Annotated in this window: 20 protein-coding genes; 10 read left to right on the forward strand and 10 right to left on the reverse strand. The window is 62.9% G+C overall.

Features of this window, described 5'->3' with window-relative positions; all coding sequences use genetic code 11:
* Positions 1-123: 123 nt before the first annotated feature.
* Complete coding sequence (gene grpE / locus RTP54_RS01665) at positions 124-735, forward strand: nucleotide exchange factor GrpE (protein ID WP_112809116.1); 612 nt, start codon at positions 124-126, stop codon at positions 733-735.
* An 86-nt stretch (positions 736-821) separates the two neighbouring features.
* On the opposite strand, the gene RTP54_RS01670 is transcribed toward grpE, so the two are convergent.
* Positions 822-2,057 carry a D-arabinono-1,4-lactone oxidase gene (locus RTP54_RS01670; RefSeq protein ID WP_312360431.1) on the reverse strand — a complete coding sequence of 412 codons (1,236 nt, stop codon included), beginning with the start codon at positions 2,055-2,057 and terminating at the stop codon, positions 822-824.
* A gap of 14 nt (positions 2,058-2,071) precedes the next feature.
* Positions 2,072-2,839 carry an SDR family NAD(P)-dependent oxidoreductase gene (locus RTP54_RS01675; protein ID WP_312360434.1) on the reverse strand — a complete coding sequence of 256 codons (768 nt, stop codon included), beginning with the start codon at positions 2,837-2,839 and terminating at the stop codon, positions 2,072-2,074.
* A 170-nt stretch (positions 2,840-3,009) separates the two neighbouring features.
* On the opposite strand from RTP54_RS01675, the gene RTP54_RS01680 reads away from it, so the two are divergent.
* Positions 3,010-3,783: a LuxR C-terminal-related transcriptional regulator gene (locus RTP54_RS01680; protein WP_312360435.1), complete on the forward strand. Its 774-nt coding sequence runs from the start codon at positions 3,010-3,012 to the stop codon at positions 3,781-3,783.
* Positions 3,784-3,802: 19 nt separating this feature from the next.
* Here RTP54_RS01680 and ptsN read toward each other — a convergent pair whose 3' ends face one another.
* From ptsN to lptC, 6 genes are all read right to left on the reverse strand, one after another.
* Positions 3,803-4,267, reverse strand: a complete 465-nt coding sequence (ptsN, locus tag RTP54_RS01685) for a PTS IIA-like nitrogen regulatory protein PtsN (protein ID WP_112809112.1) — start codon at positions 4,265-4,267, stop codon at positions 3,803-3,805.
* 173 nt (positions 4,268-4,440) lie between these two features.
* Complete coding sequence (gene hpf, locus RTP54_RS01690) at positions 4,441-5,010, reverse strand: ribosome hibernation-promoting factor, HPF/YfiA family (RefSeq protein ID WP_077503001.1); 570 nt, start codon at positions 5,008-5,010, stop codon at positions 4,441-4,443.
* A 285-nt stretch (positions 5,011-5,295) separates the two neighbouring features.
* Positions 5,296-6,849, reverse strand: a complete 1,554-nt coding sequence (gene rpoN, locus RTP54_RS01695; RefSeq protein WP_312360437.1) for an RNA polymerase factor sigma-54 — start codon at positions 6,847-6,849, stop codon at positions 5,296-5,298.
* Positions 6,850-6,991: 142 nt separating this feature from the next.
* Positions 6,992-7,765 carry an LPS export ABC transporter ATP-binding protein gene (lptB, locus tag RTP54_RS01700; protein ID WP_162703528.1) on the reverse strand — a complete coding sequence of 258 codons (774 nt, stop codon included), beginning with the start codon at positions 7,763-7,765 and terminating at the stop codon, positions 6,992-6,994.
* Between the two features lie 58 nt (positions 7,766-7,823).
* On the reverse strand, positions 7,824-8,381 hold the full coding sequence (locus RTP54_RS01705; protein WP_312360439.1) for an LptA/OstA family protein: 558 nt from the start codon (positions 8,379-8,381) through the stop codon (positions 7,824-7,826).
* A 14-nt stretch (positions 8,382-8,395) separates the two neighbouring features.
* Positions 8,396-9,064, reverse strand: coding sequence for an LPS export ABC transporter periplasmic protein LptC (lptC, locus tag RTP54_RS01710; RefSeq protein WP_112816505.1), 669 nt, complete (start codon positions 9,062-9,064; stop codon positions 8,396-8,398).
* A 261-nt stretch (positions 9,065-9,325) separates the two neighbouring features.
* Between lptC and sppA the strand changes: the two genes are divergently transcribed.
* From sppA to RTP54_RS01725, 3 genes are all read left to right on the forward strand, one after another.
* Entirely contained in the window at positions 9,326-10,285 is a 960-nt protein-coding gene (gene sppA / locus RTP54_RS01715; protein ID WP_112809107.1) for a signal peptide peptidase SppA, read from the forward strand.
* 129 nt (positions 10,286-10,414) lie between these two features.
* A complete protein-coding gene (locus RTP54_RS01720) occupies positions 10,415-10,717 on the forward strand; it encodes an integration host factor subunit beta (RefSeq protein ID WP_112809106.1) in 303 nt (100 codons plus the stop codon).
* A gap of 82 nt (positions 10,718-10,799) precedes the next feature.
* Positions 10,800-11,144, forward strand: coding sequence for a LapA family protein (locus RTP54_RS01725; RefSeq protein ID WP_112809105.1), 345 nt, complete (start codon positions 10,800-10,802; stop codon positions 11,142-11,144).
* A 21-nt stretch (positions 11,145-11,165) separates the two neighbouring features.
* On the opposite strand, the gene RTP54_RS01730 is transcribed toward RTP54_RS01725, so the two are convergent.
* Positions 11,166-11,624: an SRPBCC family protein gene (locus RTP54_RS01730; protein WP_112809104.1), complete on the reverse strand. Its 459-nt coding sequence runs from the start codon at positions 11,622-11,624 to the stop codon at positions 11,166-11,168.
* A gap of 314 nt (positions 11,625-11,938) precedes the next feature.
* Here RTP54_RS01730 and RTP54_RS01735 point away from each other — a divergent pair, with 314 nt between their 5' ends.
* The 5 genes from RTP54_RS01735 (at position 11,939) to RTP54_RS01755 (ending at position 17,774) form a co-directional block, all read left to right on the forward strand.
* Positions 11,939-13,090 carry a class I SAM-dependent rRNA methyltransferase gene (locus tag RTP54_RS01735; RefSeq protein WP_112809103.1) on the forward strand — a complete coding sequence of 384 codons (1,152 nt, stop codon included), beginning with the start codon at positions 11,939-11,941 and terminating at the stop codon, positions 13,088-13,090.
* Complete coding sequence (locus tag RTP54_RS01740) at positions 13,090-13,950, forward strand: RNA methyltransferase (protein WP_312360452.1); 861 nt, start codon at positions 13,090-13,092, stop codon at positions 13,948-13,950. The genes RTP54_RS01735 and RTP54_RS01740 overlap by 1 nt, the downstream gene beginning before the upstream one ends.
* Complete coding sequence (gene lspA, locus RTP54_RS01745) at positions 13,947-14,438, forward strand: signal peptidase II (protein WP_112809101.1); 492 nt, start codon at positions 13,947-13,949, stop codon at positions 14,436-14,438. The genes RTP54_RS01740 and lspA overlap by 4 nt, the downstream gene beginning before the upstream one ends.
* A gap of 55 nt (positions 14,439-14,493) precedes the next feature.
* Positions 14,494-16,761 carry a hybrid sensor histidine kinase/response regulator gene (locus RTP54_RS01750; RefSeq protein WP_409517086.1) on the forward strand — a complete coding sequence of 756 codons (2,268 nt, stop codon included), beginning with the start codon at positions 14,494-14,496 and terminating at the stop codon, positions 16,759-16,761.
* 122 nt (positions 16,762-16,883) lie between these two features.
* Positions 16,884-17,774, forward strand: coding sequence for a GNAT family N-acetyltransferase (locus RTP54_RS01755; protein WP_112809471.1), 891 nt, complete (start codon positions 16,884-16,886; stop codon positions 17,772-17,774).
* A 348-nt stretch (positions 17,775-18,122) separates the two neighbouring features.
* Here the strand turns inward: RTP54_RS01755 and RTP54_RS01760 are convergent, their stop codons facing one another.
* Positions 18,123-20,408, reverse strand: a complete 2,286-nt coding sequence (locus RTP54_RS01760; RefSeq protein ID WP_112809099.1) for an NADP-dependent malic enzyme — start codon at positions 20,406-20,408, stop codon at positions 18,123-18,125.
* Positions 20,409-20,439 lie beyond the last annotated feature (31 nt).

The raw sequence follows: 20,439 nt of genomic DNA on the forward strand, positions 1-20,439 counted from the left end.
TTCGGCCCTAAACCTCGATATCGGCATCAAATCCAGTCACTGGGCATTTTTACGCCATGCGGCCATCGTTCCGCGCGGGCGTGAAATGCGGAAGACAAGACAGACGATACACCGGAGAACGTCATGACCGACGAAACAAACAAGCACGGACACGAAGCTGCCGCCAACGACGAGGCAGACAACGCGACGCCCGAGGTTGTGGAAGCAGCGCCGGTTGCCGAACCCGATCCGCTCGAGCTTGCCCGGGCCGAGAACAACGACCTGCGCGACAAGTACCTGCGCCTTGCCGCCGAGATGGACAACTTGCGCCGCCGCACCGAGCGTGACGTCAAGGATGCAAAGTCCTATTCGGTTGCAGGCTTTGCCCGCGACATGCTGGCCGTCTCCGACAATCTGCGCCGTGCGCTCGATGCCATCCCGGCCGAAGCCAAGGAAGCCGGTGAGACGGGTCTCAACGCCCTGATCGAAGGCGTCGAGATGACCGAGCGCGCCATGCTGTCGGCGCTGGAGCGCCATGGCGTGAAGAAGCTGGAGCCGGAAGGCCAGAAGTTCGACCCGAACTTCCACCAGGCGATGTTCGAGATCCCGAACGCCGACGTGCCGAACAACACGGTGCTGCAGGTCGTCCAGGCCGGTTACACCATCGGCGATCGCGTCCTGCGCCCGGCCATGGTCGGCGTGTCCAAGGGCGGCCCGAAGGTGGTTGCTGGCGAAGGCGACAGCCCGGCCGCCTGAGCCGTAGCCTGATCTGTTTGAACGCCGCGCATCCCAAGGGACGCGCGGCGTTTTCATTTTCGGCGTTGCGTCGACGAAGGACGGCTTCAGCCGAACAGCTGCCGCAGATGGTCGTTGAGGAAGCGTCCCTCCGGATCGACCTTTGCCCGCAAGGCCCGGAAGTCGCCGGCCCTGGGATAGAGCGCGGTCACGTCCTCGGCGCCGAGGAAATGCAGCTTGCCCCAGTGCGGCCGCGAGCCGTATTGGCGGAGAATTGTATCGACATCGCGAAGATACTCCCAGTAATCCGTGCCCGGCTCGCCCGACACCGAAAGCGTGATCGAATCCTGCTCGAAGAACGGGCTGATCCAGCCGCTGTCGCCGGCGGTGAAGCGGTATTCGATCGGGTAGATGCAGGTCGGGTGCTTTTCCAGCATCAGCTTGCGCACCGCTTTGACCGCTTCCTTGCCGTTTGCGACAGGCACCGCATATTCGAGCTCGTGGAAATTTGGCACATATTCGATCGGATAGATCTCCGAGGAGTAGGCGATCTTCTCGAATCCGTCTTCCATCGGCGGCCGGTCGGTGATGTCGATCACCTTCATTTCGCAGACGTCTGAGGTCCTGTCCGTCGTCGACACCGATGCGGTATCCGGCAGGCAGTAGCAGTGGCGGCTTTCCGGTACCGGGCACCAGAAGAAGCCGAAGTGCCGATGCTTGGCGGCGAGCTCGTCGTGCTGTTCGATCATCTCGTCGAAGGTGCAGCGCCAAAGCTTCTCATGCAGGTTGTAGCTGTCCATTGCCTGCAGGGTGATCTCGGAGATCACGCCGAGCATGCCGACCGAAACGCGCGCCGCGTCCAGGAGGTCCGGCGTCGTCTCGTCGACGACGAGGATGCTGCCATCGGGCTCGATCAGCCGCATGCCGACGATCTGCGAGGCCATGTTGCCGAGCGTGGCCCCGGTGCCATGGGTGCCGGTGGTGAGCGCGCCTGCAAGCGCCTGGCTGTCGATGTCGCCCTGGTTGATCAGCGAGAGGCCGCTCGACTTCAGGACCTTGCCGAGCTGGTTGATCGTCGTGCCGGCCCTCACGGCGACGCGTTTGCGCGCCTGGTCGATGTTGACGACGCCCTGCATGCCCGACAGCGTCAGCTGCAGCCCACTCGTCAGCGCGACCGGCGTGAAGGAATGACCGGATCCGGCGCAGCGGACGTTGAGCCCCTGCGACGTCGCCTCGCGGACCATCTCGGCGAGCTCTGCCTCTTTCTCGGGCGCCCCCCGGTAGCGAACGATGCATGATTGGTTTCCGACCCAGTTGCGCCAGTGGCCACCTGCCTGAAGCATGTCTATCCCCTCCCTCAGACCGCTGTGAAGCAATTGTCGACGAACAGATGCGTGCCGTTGACGAAGCTTGCCTCGTCGCTGGCGAGAAACAGCGCGGCGTTCGCCACTTCCTTCGGATCGCACATGCGGCCCTGCTGGGCGGCGATCGCGGCTTCCGAGACGTCGACGCCGTATTTGCTGAGGCCGACCAGCTCGCGCTTGCCGTGGTCGGTGGCGATGAAGCCGGGGCAGACGGCGTTGCAGCGGATGCCGCGGTCGCGGAATTCCACGGCAATGGCGCGCGCGAACATGTGGCAGGCCCCCTTGGTGGTGTCGTAGAGAACCTCCATCGGCGTTGCTGCCACGGCCGAGATCGATGAGGTGCACACGATGCTGCCGCCGCCGGCCGCCAGCATGCCCGGAAGCACCGCCTTGGTCATCAGGAACATGCTGCGTACGTTGACGGCCATCAGCCGGTCCCATTCGTCCTCTTCGGTTTCGAGGAACGGCCCGACCGCCAGGATGCCAGCGTGGTTGAAGAGGACGGTGATGGCGCCGAAGTCCGCCTCGACCGCCTTGACGGCCGAGCTCACCTCGGAAGAAACCGAGACGTCTGCCGGTGCGAACACCGCCTCGCCGCCGTTTGCACGGATGGCGGCGGCCACCTCTTCGCCCTTGCTGCGCGGCAGGTCGACGATGCCGACCTTCGCTCCCTCGCGCGCAAAGAGTTCGGATGCGGCCAGCCCGCAACCGCCGGCACCACCACTGATCAAAGCCACTTTTCCCGAGAGCCTGCCTGTCATCCGATCCCCCTTGCGCTTGGGCGCCGCGCCTTGGCCGGGCGGCGTTCTCCATCCCTCATCGCTCGGATTATTGTTGACGAAGCGGGGGCTGTCGATATCCCATGGGGGATATGCGGGAAGGGGAGAGTTCGACGCGGATGCTGGCTCGGGAATCGGCCGATATATCGGCCATGATCGGATTGATCGGAACGCAGGATTTCGGCAGCGCGCTCGATCGCATGCTGCGCTCGGTCGCCGGTTTCGACCTCTCGGTCGCCTTCGCCTATCCCTATGACAAGAGGCCGATCGTTCTGCATGACGGCTATACCGCCAAGGTTTCGGCGAGCGCACTGTCGGCCTATCTCGGCGGCGCCTATCTGCTCGACCCGTTCTATGTCGCCTGCTGCGGCGGCCAGCCGCCGGGGCTCTGGCGCATGCGCGAACTGGCGCCCGACCAGTTCTTCCGGTCTGATTTTTCAGGCTCGGCCGAGGTGCATCCTTGCATCTCGATGGAAAGCGGCGTGCTTGTCGAGGAGATCGGCTTCGTTATTCCGCTCGAGGATGGCGTCCAGGCCACCTATTCGCTGATGCGCGGGCTGGGCGGCGTGCCGTTCAGCGACGAGGAACTGCTGTGCCTGAAGATCTACGAGCCGATCGTGAGGGAGGCCGTGCGCTCGAACTGGCGCCAGCAAAGCCATGCGGTCGCGGCAACGCCAAGGGATGACGACGCGATCGAGACCGCGTTCGACAGCCTGTGTGCCGATCGCCTGACCCGGCAACAGCGCAACATCGTCCGGCTGATCCTGCGGGGACACAGCAACCTGTCGATCGGCAAGACAATGTCCATCGCCGAAGGAACCGTCCGAATCCACCGCAAGAACATCTATCGCCGGCTCGGTATTTCGAGCGAGGGCGCGCTGTTTCGGATTTTCATTGATCATTTGAACCGGCGTCAGCTCTACTGACGGCCGGTCCAAGGCCGCTTCAGGCGGCGTGCGAGGTCGTGTCCTCGTTGAGCAGCGTATAGATTGCGCTGGCGGAATCGCTCGACCGGATCTTGGCGACCATGTCGTGGTCGCGCAGCACGCGGGCGATGCGCGACAAAGCCTTCAGATGGTCGGCACCGGCGCCTTCGGGAGCCAGCAGCAGAAACACGAGGTCGACAGGCTGGTCGTCGAGGGCCTCGAAATCCACCGGCGTATCCAGGCGGGCAAAAATCCCGACGATCGACGGCAGGTTGTTGAGCTTGCCGTGCGGGATGGCAATGCCGTTGCCGACCCCGGTGGAGCCCAGCCGTTCACGCTGCAGGATGACATCGAAGACTTCGCGTTCCGGGAGCCCGGTGATCTTTGCCGCTTTGGCCGCCAATTCCTGAAGAAGCTGCTTTTTCGAGTTGGCCCTCATGGCCGGGATGATCGCATTTTGGTGCAGTAAGCCTGCCAATGCCATTCTTTTATCCTCGTTCGCCGGTTAGAGCCGGACAACATCATCACAAATGCGTCGCAATGGCTCTAACCATCTTTGTCTTGGCAGGGTCCATGCACAGAAAAGACATATTTCCCGGCCTGCCCGCTTGATCCAAGTGGAAGGAGCGCCGGCAGGCCGGCACTCCCTTTTTCCACTCATCCCTTGATATTGGCAGCGTCAATCCAGCCAATATTTCCGTCGTTGCGTCTGTAGACGATATTCAGTTCTGCCTTGCCTGGAGTGCGGAACATGAGCACGGGTTCGTCCGTCATGTCGAGCGCCATCACGGCGCTGGCGACAGACATCGTCCTCAATTGTTTCGAGCTTTCGGCGACGATCGTCGGTGCGTAATCCTCGGGGACTTCGTCATCCTCGAACGGCACCGAGTCCATCACTGTGTATGCCACCTCGGTACCTTGACCATTACCGTTGTGGTGGTCCTTGAGCTTGCGCTTGTAGCGACGAAGGCGCTTTTCGATGCGCTCCGACGCTGCGTCAAAGGCAGCCTGGGGGTCATTGGCCTGTCCACTCGCCTGCATAACCACGCCCGTATCGAGATGAAGCTTGCAGTCGGCGCTGAAGCGCGGTCCAGACTTTTCCACAGTGACCTGGCTTGAATATCCTCCGTCGAAATATTTGGTAACGGCCTGCTCGATCTGGTCGCCGATGCGGGCGCGGAACGAATCGCCGATTTCCATCTGTTTACCGGATACACGCACACTCATGGAGTTTCCTCTCTATTTCGTGATTTGCGTAGCCAGTCTATTCCAAGCGCTCCCGTCATCCAAGCCTTTCACGCTTGCGGGAGCCTCTGTGTCGCACCTACCGGTCGCACCGGCCGGCCGAGGAAGACCGTGTCCTCGGCAATTGCGGCGGGCTCATATCCCCTGCGTCGCGGAGAGTCAATCGAAGGTCGCAAAAAAGTTAACGGACCTTAACTTTACGGCTGCGTTTTCCGGCGCTTTTTCCTTCGCAGGTCGTGATCGCCGAGCCGGTTGGCGCGAGCGCCATCAGGCGCCGGATGCCTTGGCGAGTGCCCGCTTCTCGCGGCGTCGCTGGACGGAGGAGGGGAGGTTCATCGCCTCGCGATACTTCGCCACCGTGCGCCGCGCGATATCGATCCCGGCCCTCTTCAGGCTGTCGACGATATCGTCGTCGGAAAGCACGGCGTCGGCACGCTCTTCATGGATCATGGCGCGGATGCGGTGGCGCACGGTCTCGGCCGAATGGCTGTCGCCGCCCTCGGCCGAGCCGATCGAGACGGTGAAGAAATACTTGAGTTCGAACAGTCCGCGCGGCGTCAGCATGTACTTGTTCGAGGTGACGCGGCTGACGGTCGACTCGTGCATCTTGATCGCGTCGGCCACCGTCTTCAGGTTCAGCGGCCGCAGGTGACCGACGCCGTGAACCAGGAAGGCATCCTGCTGGCGAACGATCTCGGTTGCGACCTTCATGATCGTCCTTGCACGCTGATCGAGGCTTCGGGTCAGCCAATTGGCGGTCTGCAGGCATTCGTTGAGGAAGATCTGGTCGGCGCTGTTCTTGCTCGTGCCGCGTGACACCGTGTTGAAATAGGCCTGATTGACGAGCACACGCGGCAGGGCGTCCGGATTGAGCTCGATGAGCCAGCTCCCGTCCGGTGCCGCCCTGACGACGATATCGGGCACGATCGCCTCGCTGACGCTGGTCTCGAAGCTCGTGGCCGGCTTCGGGTCGAGCTTGCGGATCTCGGCGAGCATGTCGATCAGGTCTTCCTCGTCGACCCCGCAGATCTTCTTCAGGCTGGCGAAATCGCGCCGGGCCAGCAGTTCGAGATTGGCGACGAGCGCCTCCATCGCCGGATCGAGCCGATCGCGAAGGCGAAGCTGGATGGCGAGACATTCGCTGAGCGTGCGGGCAAAGACCCCCGGCGGATCGAACTGCTGCAGGGTGAGAAGAACGCGCGTGACGTCGGCGGGAGGCGCGCCGAGCCGCTCGGCAACCTCGCCGAGATCGGCCTGCAGGTAGCCTGCCTCGTCCAGCTGGTCGATCAGGTGCTGCGCGATCAGCCGGTCGGAGGCAGACGTCAACGCAAAGGGCAGTTGCTCCAGAAGCGTTTCGCGCAGGCTCTTGGCGCCAGCGACGAAGTCGTCGAAATCGTAGTCGCCGCCTTCGCCACTGCCGGGCATCGATTTCCACTGGCCGAGCAACTCGGGCGCGTCGGCGCGCTGCGGCGCCGCGTCGTCCTGATAGACATTGCCGAAGTCGGCATCGAGTTGCTCGCCGAGCCGCTCGCCGTCCGTCGCCGTGGCATTGTCGTAGAGATCGCGCTGGCCGGGTGCCTCGTCCGCCCCGCCTGCGTCCTCGCCGGATGCGGGCTCTCCCCGGCTGCCGTGCTCGGAACTGATGCCGAAATCCTCGTCATTGCCGTGAAGCTCGAGCAGCGGGTTCTTTTCGACTTCCTGTGCGATGAACTGGTTGAGTTCCAGATGCGTCATCTGCAGCAGCTGAATCGATTGCATCAGCTGCGGGGTCATGACCAGCGACTGTGACTGGCGCAGATGAAGGCTGGCCGACAATGCCATGCGGACGTCAAACTCCCGACGAAATCTCCGCCGGTCGGCCAATGGCGGGCCGGCTTTTTCACTTGGCCCAAAAATTGCTTATTGGAGGGGTTTGGTCAAGCGCGACCGCGGGGCGAGATGTCGGATTCGCCCGCGGATCGCGTCAAAGGCTGAAATTGTCGCCGAGATAGAGCCGGCGAACGTCCGGATTGGTGACGATATCGTTGGCGCGGCCGTGGGTCAGCACTTCGCCGGCATGGATAATGTAGGCCCGGTCGATCAGGCCGAGCGTCTCGCGCACATTGTGGTCGGTGATGAGCACGCCGATGCCGCGCGACGTCAGATGGCGCACCAGCGCCTGGATGTCGGCAACGGAAATCGGATCGACGCCCGCAAACGGCTCGTCGAGCAGCATGAAGGTCGGGTCGGTCGCCAGCGCGCGGGCAATTTCGAGCCGGCGCCGCTCGCCCCCGGAAAGTGCTATGGCCGGCGACTTGCGCAGATGGGAGATGTTGAACTCCCCGAGCAGGTCGTTGAGCTTGCTTTCGCGCCGCTCCAGGTTCTTGTCGTGCACCTCGAGCACGGCGCGGATGTTGTCTTCCACCGTCAGGCCGCGAAAGATCGAGGCCTCCTGTGGCAGGTAACCGACGCCGAGACGGGCACGGCGATACATCGGCATCGTCGTGACGTCGTTGCCGTTGATCTCGATCGAGCCTTCGTCGACCGGCACCAGGCCGGTGATCATGTAGAAGCAGGTGGTCTTGCCGGCGCCGTTCGGCCCGAGAAGGCCAACGGCCTCCCCGCGTCGAACCACCAGTGACACGCCATTGACGACGCGCCGCTCGCGATAGGCCTTGGTCAGGCCGCGGGCGATCAGCGTACCGTCGTACCGCGCCTTGTCGACCGCATGGCCGGCTGGGGCGGGTGTGGCCGCCAACGGCTTGCGGACGCGCTTGCGCTTGTGAAGGAAGGGGAGTTGCACGAGCGGGTCTACGTCAGTTCTTCTTCTGCGACTTCGGGTCGAGCTGAATCTGCACCCGACCGCCACAGGCCTCGAGTTGCGCTTCGCCCGTGTTCATCTGCACATTCAACTGGCAGCCGACGAAGACGTTCTTGCCTTCCGACAGCACGACCTTGTCGCCCTTCAGCACGAAGGTCTGCTTGGTCATGTCGAATTCGCCGCTGTCGGCAGTTGCCTGCTGGGTGCCGGAGCTCAGGAATACGCGCTGGCTGACTTCGATGCGGTCGATGTCGGCGTCGCCGCTCGAGACCGATCCGGCGCCGGACTTGTAGAACACGGTCATGCTGCCCGCCTGGAGCGTCGTCGTGCCCTGTAGCACCTTGACGTTGCCGGTGAAGATCGCCTTGCTCTCCGGATCCTTGATCTCAAGCTTGTCGCTTTCGATCTGGATCGGCTGGTCGTTGGAGAGTTCGAGGCCCTTCATCTTGCTCGATGTGGCCTGGGCTGATGCGCCCGAAACAATCATCAATGCGCCGATGCCGGCAACGGCCAGGCTGGCTGAAATCCTGAAAAAAGTAGCGGCTAGCGACATGGATGCACCAGATCCTAATTCGTGTTCTTGCGTATGGCCGTGGGTTCGAGAGTGACCCGCACCATGCCCTCAAATGTTACTATGCGTCCCTTATCCGTCATTCGCAGCCGCTGCGCAATGATCGAACCGCCCTTCATGCTGATCGCAATCGGTTGTTTCGTTTCCATTTCGCCGGCATTGATGTCCAGATAGGCCGACTGGAAGTCGGCGTTGACGCCATTATTCATGGTAATCGTGAACGGGGCGTTCATATCGAGCGTATTGGCACCACGGTCATAGATGCCGTTGGTCGCATCGACGGTGGCGATCAGCTTGTCGTTCACGGGCATTTCGGCATGGATGGTCTGCAGCGTGATGATATCGGGATTGGCGATATCCTGCAGCGCGCGTTGCGCCTTCATCGAATAGCTGATGCCCTGCTTGTTGCGCCCGGCAATCGCCGGGTTCTGCATGACGATCTTGCCATCTTCGATCGTTGCGCTGTCGAGCTGCAGATCGACCGGCATGAAGGCGCGCACGAAGGAAATGGCGGCGAAGATCACAGCGATGATGCCGGCGACCACAGGCAGGATGATCTTCAGGCGTTTGACGCGCGCCGAATGCCGCGCGGCGAGCGCGTAAGCGTCCGACGAGCTCGAACCCGTATCGGCAAAAAAGCCGGGGGCTGGCGCATGATCTAGCATGAGAAGGCCTGTTGGTTCCGTTGCTCGCGCGTGGTCTCGCGACAAGCGCATTTTACATACATTCGTGTAAGTCGTCGCAAATATGGATATTTTTAGCCGCCGCACAATGGCGCGGCGAAAAACTTCGTGAAGACAGGAAAACGGCGGGCACGGCTTTTAACCGGGACCGACCGCGTCTATTGAATATGCCACCTGCCGCGCAGATAGCATGTTCCTTCGGAAACTGACAGAAGCTGCGCCAACAAATTCGGAGAAACCGACATGGATGAACTTGCCATCGCCGATCGCCGCAGCCTGCGCCGGAAATTGAGCTTCTGGCGCTGGATCGTCGCCGGCCTCATCGCTCTGGTGGCCTTGGCGATGTTTTCATGGTCGGGCCTGGGCGAAAACGCGGGGCGCGGCCGCGATCATGTCGCCCGCGTGACGATCTCCGGCCTGATCCAGGATGACCGTGAGTTGCTGGAAAGGCTTCAGCGGATCGAGGACAACGCCTCGGTCAAGGCGCTGGTGGTCACCATTTCGTCGCCCGGCGGCACCACCTACGGCGGCGAGGTCATCTACAAGGCGATCCGCAAGGTTGCCGCCAAGAAGCCCGTGGTTTCCGATATCCGTACGCTTGCCGCCTCTGCCGGCTACATGATCGCGCTTGCCGGCGATACGATCGTCGCCGGCGAAAGCTCGATCACCGGCTCGATCGGCGTCATCTTCCAGTACCCTCAGGTCAAGGAGCTCATGGACAAGCTCGGCGTCTCGCTGGAATCGATCAAGTCGAGGCCGTTGAAGGCGGAGCCGTCACCCTTCCATCCCGCGAGCGACGAAGCCAAGGCGATGATCCAGGCGATGATCGACGACAGCTATGGCTGGTTTGTCGACCTGGTGGCGGACCGCCGCAAGCTGCCGCGCGACGAGGCTCTGCTGCTTGCCGACGGGCGCATTTTCACCGGCCGCCAGGCGCTCGGCCTGAAGCTCGTCGACAAGCTCGGCGGCGATGATGAAATCCGCGCCTTCCTGGCCGAAAAGAAGGTGTCGAAGGACCTGCCTGTGGTTGATTGGGAAGCGCCGCACAAGACGTTGCCATTCGGCCTGGGCTCGGCGGTGTCGGAATGGGTCAAGATGTTGGGATATGACGCTTTTCCGGCGATGAAGGGCCTCGAAAAAATCGGGGGTGACAAGTTGTTTCTTGACGGTCTTGTTTCGGTTTGGCAGGTTGATGCTCCATGAGGATGGCAGCATATGCCCAGCCTGATCCGTGACATGGCCGCTTGCGCCAGCCAAGCACCGGCCATATTCTTGCGGTAATCACAGTGCAGGCCGAAAAAGCAAAACAAACAAGAATTTAAGGGGGCGACAGTGATCAAGTCAGAACTGGTGCAGATTGTTGCAGCTCGCAATCCGCATCTCTACCACCGTGACGTCGAAAACATCGTCAACGCGGTGCTCGATGAGATCACAGATGCGCTGGCTGCCGGAAACCGTGTCGAGCTGCGGGGTTTCGGTGCATTCTCGGTCAAGAACCGGCCGTCGCGCTCCGGTCGCAACCCGCGCACCGGCGATTCCGTCTTCGTCGAGGAAAAGTGGGTTCCGTTCTTCAAGACCGGCAAGGAACTGCGCGAGCGCTTGAACCCGGGCATGAACGAGGACGATGAAGACTGATCATCCCGCCCGATCGTCATGACTCCGGATTGACCGTCGCGGACCGCGCGGGTGCGCCAATTCGGAAAAAAGGAGCGGCTGAATGCTCAAGAAACTGATCAACATCGTTGTGCTCATTCCGGTCGGCGTCATCCTGATCGTGCTCAGTGTCGCCAATCGTCAGAGCGTCACGCTCGCACTCAACCCATTCATGCCCGAAGACAGTGTGCTGTCCGTCAGTGCGCCGTTCTTCGTTTTCCTGCTTCTGGCCGTCGTAGTCGGCCTGATCCTGGGCGCCGCTGCCACCTGGTTCACCCAGGGCAAATACCGCCGGCGCGCCCGCAATGAGGCGAGCGAAGCCGCGAAATGGCATCGCGAGGCCGAAAAGCACCGCAGCCAGGCGGAAAAGCTGGCCACCCAGGCAACGCTCGCCGCCCCGCAAAACTGAGGGCCGGCGGCGCCCCGCCCGTCAGCTCGCCGCTTGCGCCGGGCCGCCGACCGCAACGACGAAATCACTGAAAAACTGCTGAGCCAGCTTCTTGGCGGTGGAATCGACGAGCCGCGAACCGAGCTGCGCCAGCTTGCCGCCGATCTGTGCCTTGACGTCGTAGCGCAGCACCGTTTCGGCGCCGTCGTCGACGAGCGTCACATCCGCGCCACCCTTGGCAAAGCCGGCGATACCGCCCTTGCCCTCTCCGGAGATCGTGTAGCTTTCCGGCGGGTTGAGGTTTGAAAGCGTGACATCGCCGCTGAAGGTCGCTGAAACCGGGCCGATCTTGATCTTGACGACGGCGGAAAGTTCGGTCGGTGATTTCATCTCGATCGACTGACAGCCCGGGATGCATCGCTTCAGGATTTCGGGGTCGTTGAGGCCGCGCCACACGGCGTCGCGCGGTGCCAGGATGCGTTCTTCGCCGGTCATGTCCATGCGGTTTCCTCCCGTTGACGGTGTCGCGCATCGGCAGGGATGCGCTAGGGGTCATGTAATCCCTTGAATTCACTTTACAATGTTTCTGAACGCTTGATGTCGGCCGATGCGTCGTTGCAAATCTCGCTCCCGCCACGATCTTGGCAAATCGGAAACGGCTTTGCCAAGAGCGGGAGCGGTGCTATTTGCACCGATAGAACACGCCTTGCCTCGTAATTCGGGGTGCGGCGGCATACCTCATGGCGCCGGCCCGTCTGCATCCGATATTCGGGAGGGTAGCGCCTCGTGACAAAACAAAGCCCAGGGATCTCAGCGTGAAGGAAAAGGACCGGCGGTCGAAGAATGCCTCCGTGACGACGGCGAAGGGCCGCGGTGCAGAGGCGCGTGGCGGTGCACGCCAGGAAAAGAAGCGTCCGCCATTTGCCAAGGCCGGCGAGTTCAAGGAGCGCGCGGCAGCGCAGGCCACGGTGAAAGCCGCCGAACCGCGCGAGCGGCCATCGCGCACGCAGCCCGAAAACGAGGCGCCTGCGCGCGTCATTGCGCGGCGCACTGGCGACAAGCCCGGCGAGCAGATCCCGCTCATTCTCGAAACATCGGGTGTTTCCGGCTACCATCTGATCGATAGCGGCGCCGGTGAAAAGCTCGAGCAGTACGGGCCTTACCGCATCGTGCGGCCGGAAGCGCAGGCGCTGTGGCCGCGAACCCTGCCCGACAGCGTCTGGGAAAACGCGGATGCGATCTTCACCGGCGACACCGACGAAGACGGCATGGGCCGCTGGCGCTTTCCTGGCGCGGTTCTTGGCGAAACCTGGCCGATGCAGCTTCTGGGCACCGAGTTCCACGGCCGTTTCACCTCCTTCCGCCATGTCGGCGTCTTTCCCGAGCAGCTCGCCCATTGGAGCTGGGTGAAAGACCAGGTCGAGGCGTCGCGCCGTCCGCTCAAGGTTCTAAACCTCTTCGGCTATACCGGCGTCGCCTCGCTGATCGCCGCAAAAGCCGGTGCCGAGGTCACCCATGTCGACGCCTCGAAGAAGGCGATCGGCTGGGCCCGGGAAAACCAGGCGCTGGCGCGTGCGGAAAAGCTGCCGATCCGCTGGATCTGCGACGACGCGATGAAGTTCATCCAGCGCGAGGAACGTCGCGGCAGCCGCTACGATATTATCCTGACCGATCCGCCGAAGTTCGGGCGCGGCCCGAACGGCGAGGTCTGGCAGCTGTTCGACCATCTGGCGGCGATGCTCGACATCTGCCGCGAAATCCTGTCGCCCGAGGCCCGCGGTCTGGTGCTGACGGCCTACTCGATCCGCGCCAGCTTCTACTCGATCCATGAATTGATGCGCGAGACGATGCGCGGGCGTGGTGGTCGGGTCGAATCCGGTGAACTCATCATCCGCGAAGGCGGGCTCGACGGCCGCGAGCCGGGACGGGCGCTTTCGACCTCTCTCTTCAGCCGCTGGGTGCCGTAATGAGCAATGACAGAAGCGAACACGGCGCGGGCCGTGTCGGGCAGGTGAAGGAAGTCACCAGCCTCACCAATCCGATCATCAAGGACATCAAGCTGCTGGCGCAGAAGAAGCACCGCGACGAGACGCGGTCCTTCATGGCCGAAGGCCTGAAGCTGGTGATCGATGCGCTCGATCTCGGCTGGAAGATCAAGACGCTGATCTATGCCAAGGCGGCCAAGGGCAAGCCACATGTGGAACAAGTGGCGGCAAAGACCTTCGCCCGCGGCGGGCTCGTGCTCGAAGTCAGCGAGAAGGTGCTCGCGACGATCACCCGGCGCGACAATCCGCAGATGGTCGTCGGCATCTTCGAGCAGCGCTACCGGGCGCTGAAGGAAATCCGCCCCGAGCTCGGCGAGACCTACGTGGCGCTCGACCGGGTTCGCGATCCCGGCAATCTCGGCACGATCATCCGCACGGCCGACGCGGCCGGTGCCTCAGGCATCATTCTCATCGGAGAAACGACCGATCCCTTCTCGCTCGAAACCGTGCGGGCGACCATGGGTTCGGTCTTCGCCATGCCGGTGGTGCGCGCCAGCGCCGACGATTTCGTCAAATGGCAGAGGCAGGCAGGGGTGAAGGTCGTGGCGACCCATCTCGCCGGTTCGGTCGACTACCGCACCATCGACTACAAATCGAAGCCCGTCGTGCTGCTGATGGGCAACGAGCAGGCCGGCCTTCCTGAGGAGCTCGCCCGCGAGGCAGGCGCGCTTGCCCGCATTCCGCAGGCCGGCCGCGCCGATTCCCTCAATCTGGCGATCGCCACCGGCATCATGCTGTTTGAGGCGCGACGCCATCTCCTGGCGCTGGATGCCCGCGCATGAGCGAAAAGCAGGTGTTGTTTTCAAGGCCGCTGCCGATCGCGATCTTCATCGCGCTGGCGCTCGCCGCCGACCAGTTGATCAAGTATCTGGTCGAGGCCTATCTGCCGTTCAATGAAGCGGTTCCGGTCATGCCGATGCTGGCGCTCTACCGGACCTACAACTACGGCGTCGCCTTCTCGATGCTGTCGGGCATGGAAGGCTGGTTCATCGTCGGCATGCGTCTGATCGTCGTTGCCTTCGTCTTGTGGCTGTGGCGGCGCACGCCGAAGGACCGGTTCTTCGCGCATCTCGGCTATGCCCTGATCATCGCCGGTGCGCTTGGAAACCTGGTCGACCGGCTGATCTTCGGCTACGTCATCGACTACATCCTGTTTTACACGCAGACATGGTCGTTCGCGGTGTTCAATCTTGCCGACACGTTCATCAGCATCGGCGCCGGCGCGATCATTCTCGACGAGCTTCTGCAGTCAAAAAAGGCCAAAGCTTAAGATTTTATCGAAGCGCTGAAGCCATTTCGAACGCTTGGCGTGTTAGCCGGATGGCATGAGTGAGCCGTCACGATTGCTAGAGCAGATCGAATCCGGGTTCGGTGCGCAAGCCCGAAGCGGCGGCGCGTTGCCCGTCGGCGGCGCGACCGACGGCACTGGTACGATGGGCAAGTCCGCCACATCGGGGTTTGCGCTTCGCCGTCTTTCGCTGGCATCTCTCGGCGTCATCGCCTCCGGTCTGGTGCTGGCAATGGGCATCGCCGCCGGTCTCTATCTGTTTTCCGCAGCGGTCGCGGCGGCGGGTCTTGCGGGCGTGCTTCTGCTGGTTGCCGATGGCATCAGGGCTGCCGACAGTGACGGGCGGGGCGCAGAAACAAGGCGGGACGGCGACTGGGATCGCCAGGAAACCTCGGCACTGCTTGCGACCATCCATGATGCACTCGGCGATATCGCGATCACGCGGGGAATGGACGGTAAGATCGTTCATGCCAACGCCGCGTTTCATCGGGCCTGCGGCCTCGACGATGCGCGCGGACTGACCTGCGCCGCCATCGGGCTGAGTTTCGAGCCGAAGATCGAGCCCAATCACTACCTCGTGCGCACAGCCGCTCCGGAAGGCTTGCGCCTCTACGATTGGCACGACGTCATTGCAAGGGATCCGGCCAGCGGCCGGCTGATGCGCCACAGCATCGCGCGCGACGTGACCGAGGAGGCCCGCGCGGCGCGTGAACGCGAAGACGCCCGCCGCCGCGCCGAAGAGGCAAGCCAGGCAAAGTCGCGGCTGCTCGCAACCGTCAGCCACGAGATCCGCACGCCGCTGTCCGGCATCCTCGGCATGAGCCACCTGCTCGGCCAGACCCGGCTGTCGAGCGAACAGAAAAACTATCTGGCCGGCATGCAGCAGTCCGGCCATGCGCTGGTGCAGCTCGTCGAGGATCTGATCGACTTCTCGTCGCTGTCTGCCGGCCGTTTCCAGTTCCGGCCATCGCGCCAGGATCCGCGCAGCGTCATCGAAAGCGTCGTCGAGATGCTGTCCAATCGCGCCCACGAAAAGGGCATCGAGATCGGTGCGACCGTGACCGCGGACGTGCCGGCGCTGATGGAGTTTGATGCGGCGCGGCTGCGCCAGGTGCTGTTCAACGTCATAGGCAACGCGGTCAAGTTCACCGAGGTCGGGGGAGTGTTCGTTAGCGCCGATATCGTCGAGGATTGCGTTCGCATCCTGATCGACGACACCGGCCCGGGCATGTCGGGCGACGAGTTGAAGCGCATCTTCGACGAGTTCGAGCAGGCCGGCAGCGACGAGCAGCGTGCCAAGGGCACCGGTCTCGGCCTGGCGATCTCGCGTCGGATCATGCAGGCCTGCGGTGGCAGCCTCACGGCTTCGAGCGCGCCCGGACGCGGCAGCCGCTTCGAGATCCGCCTGCCGCTTGCCGAAGTCGAGCGGGTAACGGCGGATCGGCGCCAGCGGCTCGCCCGCTCGCATGTGCTGGTGATGGCGCCGGACGGACCTGCGTCCGCAGCACTCTCGGCCACCATCGCCACGCTTGGCGGTCGCTGCCATCGGGCAACGACGCTGGCGGCAGCCCAGAACGTCTTTTCCGACGTGTTCGCAGGCGGCGCGCCGTTGACGGACATCATCGTCGACCATCGCCACGCCGGCCAGTTCAGGCAGCTTCTGGCGTTGCAGCCGGCCGTTGCCCGCCTTGACCTGCGCCGCACCTACCTGATCAATCCGGAGGAGCGCAACAACCATCCGGTCGACCAGATGGACGGCTACGAGGCCTGGCTCATCCGCCCCTTGCGCGAGAAGTCGCTGGTCGAGGTGCTGCTCGGTCGGCTGAAGGGCATTGAAAAGCGCGACGCCATCAACGACAACCGGCCGATCCTTCGCGAGGAACCGACGATTGCGCCCGTCAGGGCGAGCCCGCGCGGCATCCTCTTGGCGGAAGACGATCCCGTCAACGCGCTGATCGTGCGCACCGTCCTGCAGCGCGCGGGACAGGCGGTCCAGGTGGTCACCGATTTCGTCGCTGTCGATCGCGTTCTTTCGGGTGGCGGCCCTGGTGTCGAGGCGATGCCGGCGTTGCTCGTCACCGATCTCAATATGCCCGGCGGCGACGGATTTTCGATGTTGAAGCGCCTGCGCGAGAGGGAGGCGATGCAATCCGACCGGCGCCTTCCGGTGATCGTGCTGACATCGGACGCACGGCTGGAGGTCAAGGATAGGCTCATCGAGGCCGGCGCCGACGCCGTACTGCCGAAACCCGCGGATCCGCAACGGCTGATGGCGGAAATAGGGCGCCTTGTCGAGTTACGGTAACCGCCGAAGTCGTAACGGTATCGGCGCATCGAAGCGGGGGTTGTGCGCCGTTTTCATGTCACTATGTTGTTGCAGAAACGTGGTCTAAGCCCGGCAGATACGAATGATTCGGGATGACGCGGATGACGATCGAGCTTCTGGATTCGACGAGCGTGGTAGACACTTCTCAGGCTTGCGTCGGCAAGACAATGACCGCCCCGGCGACCGACGTTCTCGGCCGAATAGCCAATCTTGAGACCCGGCTTGCGCGCAACGCATCTGAGATCGATGCGGCGCAGGCCGTGCGCTACAAGGTCTTTGTCGAGGAGATGAAGGCGCAGGTCGGCCCCGAGCTCGACCGTCGCAAGCGCGACGTCGACAGCTGGGATGCTGTCTGCGATCACTTGCTGGTTCTCGACACGGCCATCGAGGGCGACCCGGAAGATCAGATCGTCGGCACCTATCGCCTTTTGCGCCAGGATGTGGCCGAGCGGGCGGGTGGCTTCTACTCCGCTTCGGAGTTCGATGTCGGAGCCCTGGTCTCGCGCCATCCCAAAAAGCGCTTCATGGAGCTTGGTCGCTCCTGCGTGCTGCCCGAGTATCGCACCAAGCGCACGGTGGAACTGCTCTGGCAGGGCAACTGGGCCTACGCGCTGCGATACGGTGTCGATGCCATGTTCGGTTGCGGCTCGTTTCCGGGCACCATTCCGGCCGAACATGCGCTGGCGCTGTCCTTCCTGCATCACAATATCCGTGTGCGCGACGAATGGGTCGTCGGCGCTCGGCCGGAACTGCACCGGACCATGGATATGATGCCGGTCGAGGCCATCAATCCGAAGAAGGCGCTGGCCGCCTTGCCGCCATTGATCAAGGGCTACATGCGTCTGGGGGCCATGGTCGGGGACGGCGCTGTCGTCGACCACGCATTCCGCACCACCGATGTGTTGATCGTCCTGCCGATCAGCAACATCTCCGGCCGTTACCTGAATTACTACGGCGCCGACGCCGGGCGCTTTGCGACTTCGGTATCCTGACAGCCAGCTGACGTAATTAACCAGATATTAAGGATGGCTTTGACTTCTTCGCCTGAAAGAGGGAATAGTCATGTCAAGCACTGTTTCAGTTTTATCACGAAATAATAAAATAAATAACGGAGAGAACCGCCAGCTTCATTTGAGATTGGCGTATATTTCGCTCTATCTCCATATTATTTCATCGCACAGGAAGTAAGTCTTCCATTATGTATTGAGCTCGACGCCTTTCCCAGGGCTGTCGAGCTCTTCTTTTTTGCGGAAAGCTCGCGCTGTATCTGTTTCAGTTTGACACACCCTGTTCATCTGCTGAACAGGGTGTGCCAGAACGGGACGCTTCCGCCGGCGAGATCAAACGCCGGCGTTATAGGCGGCGATTGCCGCCATGTTGACGATGTCGGAATCCTTCGCCGACATCGAAACGATCTGCACCGATTTGTCGAAGCCGACGAGCAGGGGGCCGATGACGGTCGAGCCGCCGAGTTCCTGCAGCATCTTGGTCGAGATCGAAGCCGAGTGGAACGCCGGCATCACCAGCACGTTGGCCGTGCCCGAAAGGCGGCAGAACGGATACTGTTCCATCACCTTCGGATTGAGCGCTACGTCTGCGGCCATCTCGCCGTCATATTCGAAGTCGACGCGGCGCTTGTCGAGAATGTTGACAGCCTCGCGCACCCGCTCCGAGCGCTCGCCCGAGGGGTGGCCGAAGGTCGAATAGGCGAGCATGGCGACGCGCGGCACGTAGCCGAGGCGCTTGGCAAGGCCGGCGGCTTCCTCGGCGATGTCGGCGAGTTCCTCCGACGACGGCATGTCGTGCACGGCGGTGTCGGCGACGAGCACGGTGCGGCCGCGGCAGAGCGCGATCGACACGCCGATCACCCGGTGCCCGGGCTTCGGGTCGATGCAGCGGCGCACGTCTTCGAGCGCCGTCGAGTAGTTGCGGGTAATGCCCGTGACCATGCCGTCCGCATCGCCGAGTGCCACCATGCAGGCGGCAAAGTGGTTGCGGTCGTTGTTGATCAGGCGCTGGGCATCGCGGAACAGGTATCCCTTTCGCTGCAGCCGCGCATAGAGATAGTCGGTATAGGCGCCGACCCGCTTTGACACCCGGGCATTGACGATCTGGATCCCGGGGCGATCGAGATCGATGCCCTCGCGCTCCGCCGTCTCGCGCATGCGGTCTTCGCGGCCGAGCAGGATCGCCGTGCCGAGCTGCTGGTTGGCATAGGCGATCGCCGAACGCATGACCTGCACCTCTTCACCTTCGGCAAAGACGATGCGCTTGGGCTGGCGCCGAACGCGCTCGTAGATGCGCTGCAGCGTCGAGGCGATCGGGTCGCGGCGGGCGGAAAGCTGGCGCCCGTAGGCTTCGAGGTCGGTGATCGGCTTGCGCGCGACGCCCGATTCCATCGCCGCCTTGGCCACAGCCATCGGGATCGCCGAGATCAGCCTGGGGTCGAACGGAACCGGGATGATGTACTGCGCGCCGAAGCGCGGGCGGTTGCCCTGGTAGGCGGCGGCCACGTCATCCGGCACGTCTTCCTTGGCGAGGCTTGCGAGCGCCTCTGCCGCCGCGATCTTCATCGCATCGTTGATCGTCGAGGCGCGCACGTCGAGCGCGCCGCGGAAGATATAGGGGAAGCCGAGCACGTTGTTGACCTGGTTCGGATAGTCCGAACGGCCGGTGGCCACGATCGCGTCGTCGCGGATGCGGGCGACTTCCTCCGGCGTGATTTCCGGATCCGGGTTGGCCATGGCGAAGATGATCGGCCGCGGTGCCATCGAGCGGACCATGTCTTCCGACAGCGCCCCCTTGGCCGAAAGGCCGAAGACCACGTCTGCGCCTTCGAGCGCTTCGGCAAGCGTGCGCCGGTCGGTCTTGACCGCATGCGCCGACTTCCACTGGTTCATGCCTTCCGTGCGGCCCTGGAAGATCACGCCCTTGGTGTCGCAGAGGATGACGTTGTCGGGGTTGAAGCCCATCGCCTTGATCAGCTCGATGCAGGCGATGGCCGCAGCCCCCGCGCCGTTGCAGACGAGCTTGGTGGTCTTGAAGTCGCGGCCGGTGAGCGTCAGCGCGTTGATGAGGCCGGCGGCGGCGATGATCGCGGTGCCGTGCTGGTCGTCGTGGAACACCGGAATGTCCATGACCTCGCGCAGCTTCTGCTCGATGATGAAACAGTCCGGCGCCTTGATGTCCTCGAGGTTGATGCCGCCGAAGGACGGTCCGAGGAAGCGCACGCAATTGATGAACTCGTCGACATTCTCGGTATCGACTTCAAGGTCGATGGAATCGACGTCGGCGAAGCGCTTGAACAGCACCGCCTTGCCTTCCATGACCGGCTTGGAGGCAAGCGCCCCGAGATTGCCGAGGCCGAGGATGGCCGTGCCGTTGGAAATGACCGCGACCATGTTGCCGCGAGTGGTGTAGTCATAGGCCGTGGAAGGGTCCTCGGCGATCGCCTTGACCGGGACGGCAACGCCGGGCGAGTAGGCCAGCGACAGGTCGCGCTGCGTGGCCATGGCCTTGGTGGGGGAAATCTCCAGCTTTCCGGGACGACCCTGCGAGTGAAAATCGAGCGCTTCCTGCGCGGTGACGCTCGTCATTGTGCGATCGGTCTTGTCGTTGGCCGGCATGTTTCCTCTATCCTCCTGTGGGCGACCCTGT

Origin of the sequence: Ensifer sp. (genome assembly GCF_031989085.1) — a bacterium.
Lineage (GTDB): Bacteria > Pseudomonadota > Alphaproteobacteria > Rhizobiales > Rhizobiaceae > Ensifer.

Excerpts from the sequence above, each read along its gene's own strand:
- grpE (WP_112809116.1), top strand. The coding sequence starts at position 124 with ATGACCGACGAAACAAACAAGCACGGACACGAAGCTGCCGCCAACGAC.
- RTP54_RS01670 (WP_312360431.1), bottom strand. The coding sequence starts at position 2,057 with ATGCTTCAGGCAGGTGGCCACTGGCGCAACTGGGTCGGAAACCAATCA.
- RTP54_RS01675 (WP_312360434.1), bottom strand. The coding sequence starts at position 2,839 with ATGACAGGCAGGCTCTCGGGAAAAGTGGCTTTGATCAGTGGTGGTGCC.
- RTP54_RS01680 (WP_312360435.1), top strand. The coding sequence starts at position 3,010 with ATGATCGGATTGATCGGAACGCAGGATTTCGGCAGCGCGCTCGATCGC.
- ptsN (WP_112809112.1), bottom strand. The coding sequence starts at position 4,267 with ATGGCATTGGCAGGCTTACTGCACCAAAATGCGATCATCCCGGCCATG.
- hpf (WP_077503001.1), bottom strand. The coding sequence starts at position 5,010 with ATGAGTGTGCGTGTATCCGGTAAACAGATGGAAATCGGCGATTCGTTC.
- rpoN (WP_312360437.1), bottom strand. The coding sequence starts at position 6,849 with ATGGCATTGTCGGCCAGCCTTCATCTGCGCCAGTCACAGTCGCTGGTC.
- RTP54_RS01705 (WP_312360439.1), bottom strand. The coding sequence starts at position 8,381 with ATGTCGCTAGCCGCTACTTTTTTCAGGATTTCAGCCAGCCTGGCCGTT.
- lptC (WP_112816505.1), bottom strand. The coding sequence starts at position 9,064 with ATGCTAGATCATGCGCCAGCCCCCGGCTTTTTTGCCGATACGGGTTCG.
- sppA (WP_112809107.1), top strand. The coding sequence starts at position 9,326 with ATGGATGAACTTGCCATCGCCGATCGCCGCAGCCTGCGCCGGAAATTG.
- RTP54_RS01725 (WP_112809105.1), top strand. The coding sequence starts at position 10,800 with ATGCTCAAGAAACTGATCAACATCGTTGTGCTCATTCCGGTCGGCGTC.
- RTP54_RS01730 (WP_112809104.1), bottom strand. The coding sequence starts at position 11,624 with ATGGACATGACCGGCGAAGAACGCATCCTGGCACCGCGCGACGCCGTG.
- RTP54_RS01740 (WP_312360452.1), top strand. The coding sequence starts at position 13,090 with ATGAGCAATGACAGAAGCGAACACGGCGCGGGCCGTGTCGGGCAGGTG.
- lspA (WP_112809101.1), top strand. The coding sequence starts at position 13,947 with ATGAGCGAAAAGCAGGTGTTGTTTTCAAGGCCGCTGCCGATCGCGATC.
- RTP54_RS01750 (WP_409517086.1), top strand. The coding sequence starts at position 14,494 with ATGAGTGAGCCGTCACGATTGCTAGAGCAGATCGAATCCGGGTTCGGT.
- RTP54_RS01755 (WP_112809471.1), top strand. The coding sequence starts at position 16,884 with ATGACGATCGAGCTTCTGGATTCGACGAGCGTGGTAGACACTTCTCAG.
- RTP54_RS01760 (WP_112809099.1), bottom strand. The coding sequence starts at position 20,408 with ATGCCGGCCAACGACAAGACCGATCGCACAATGACGAGCGTCACCGCG.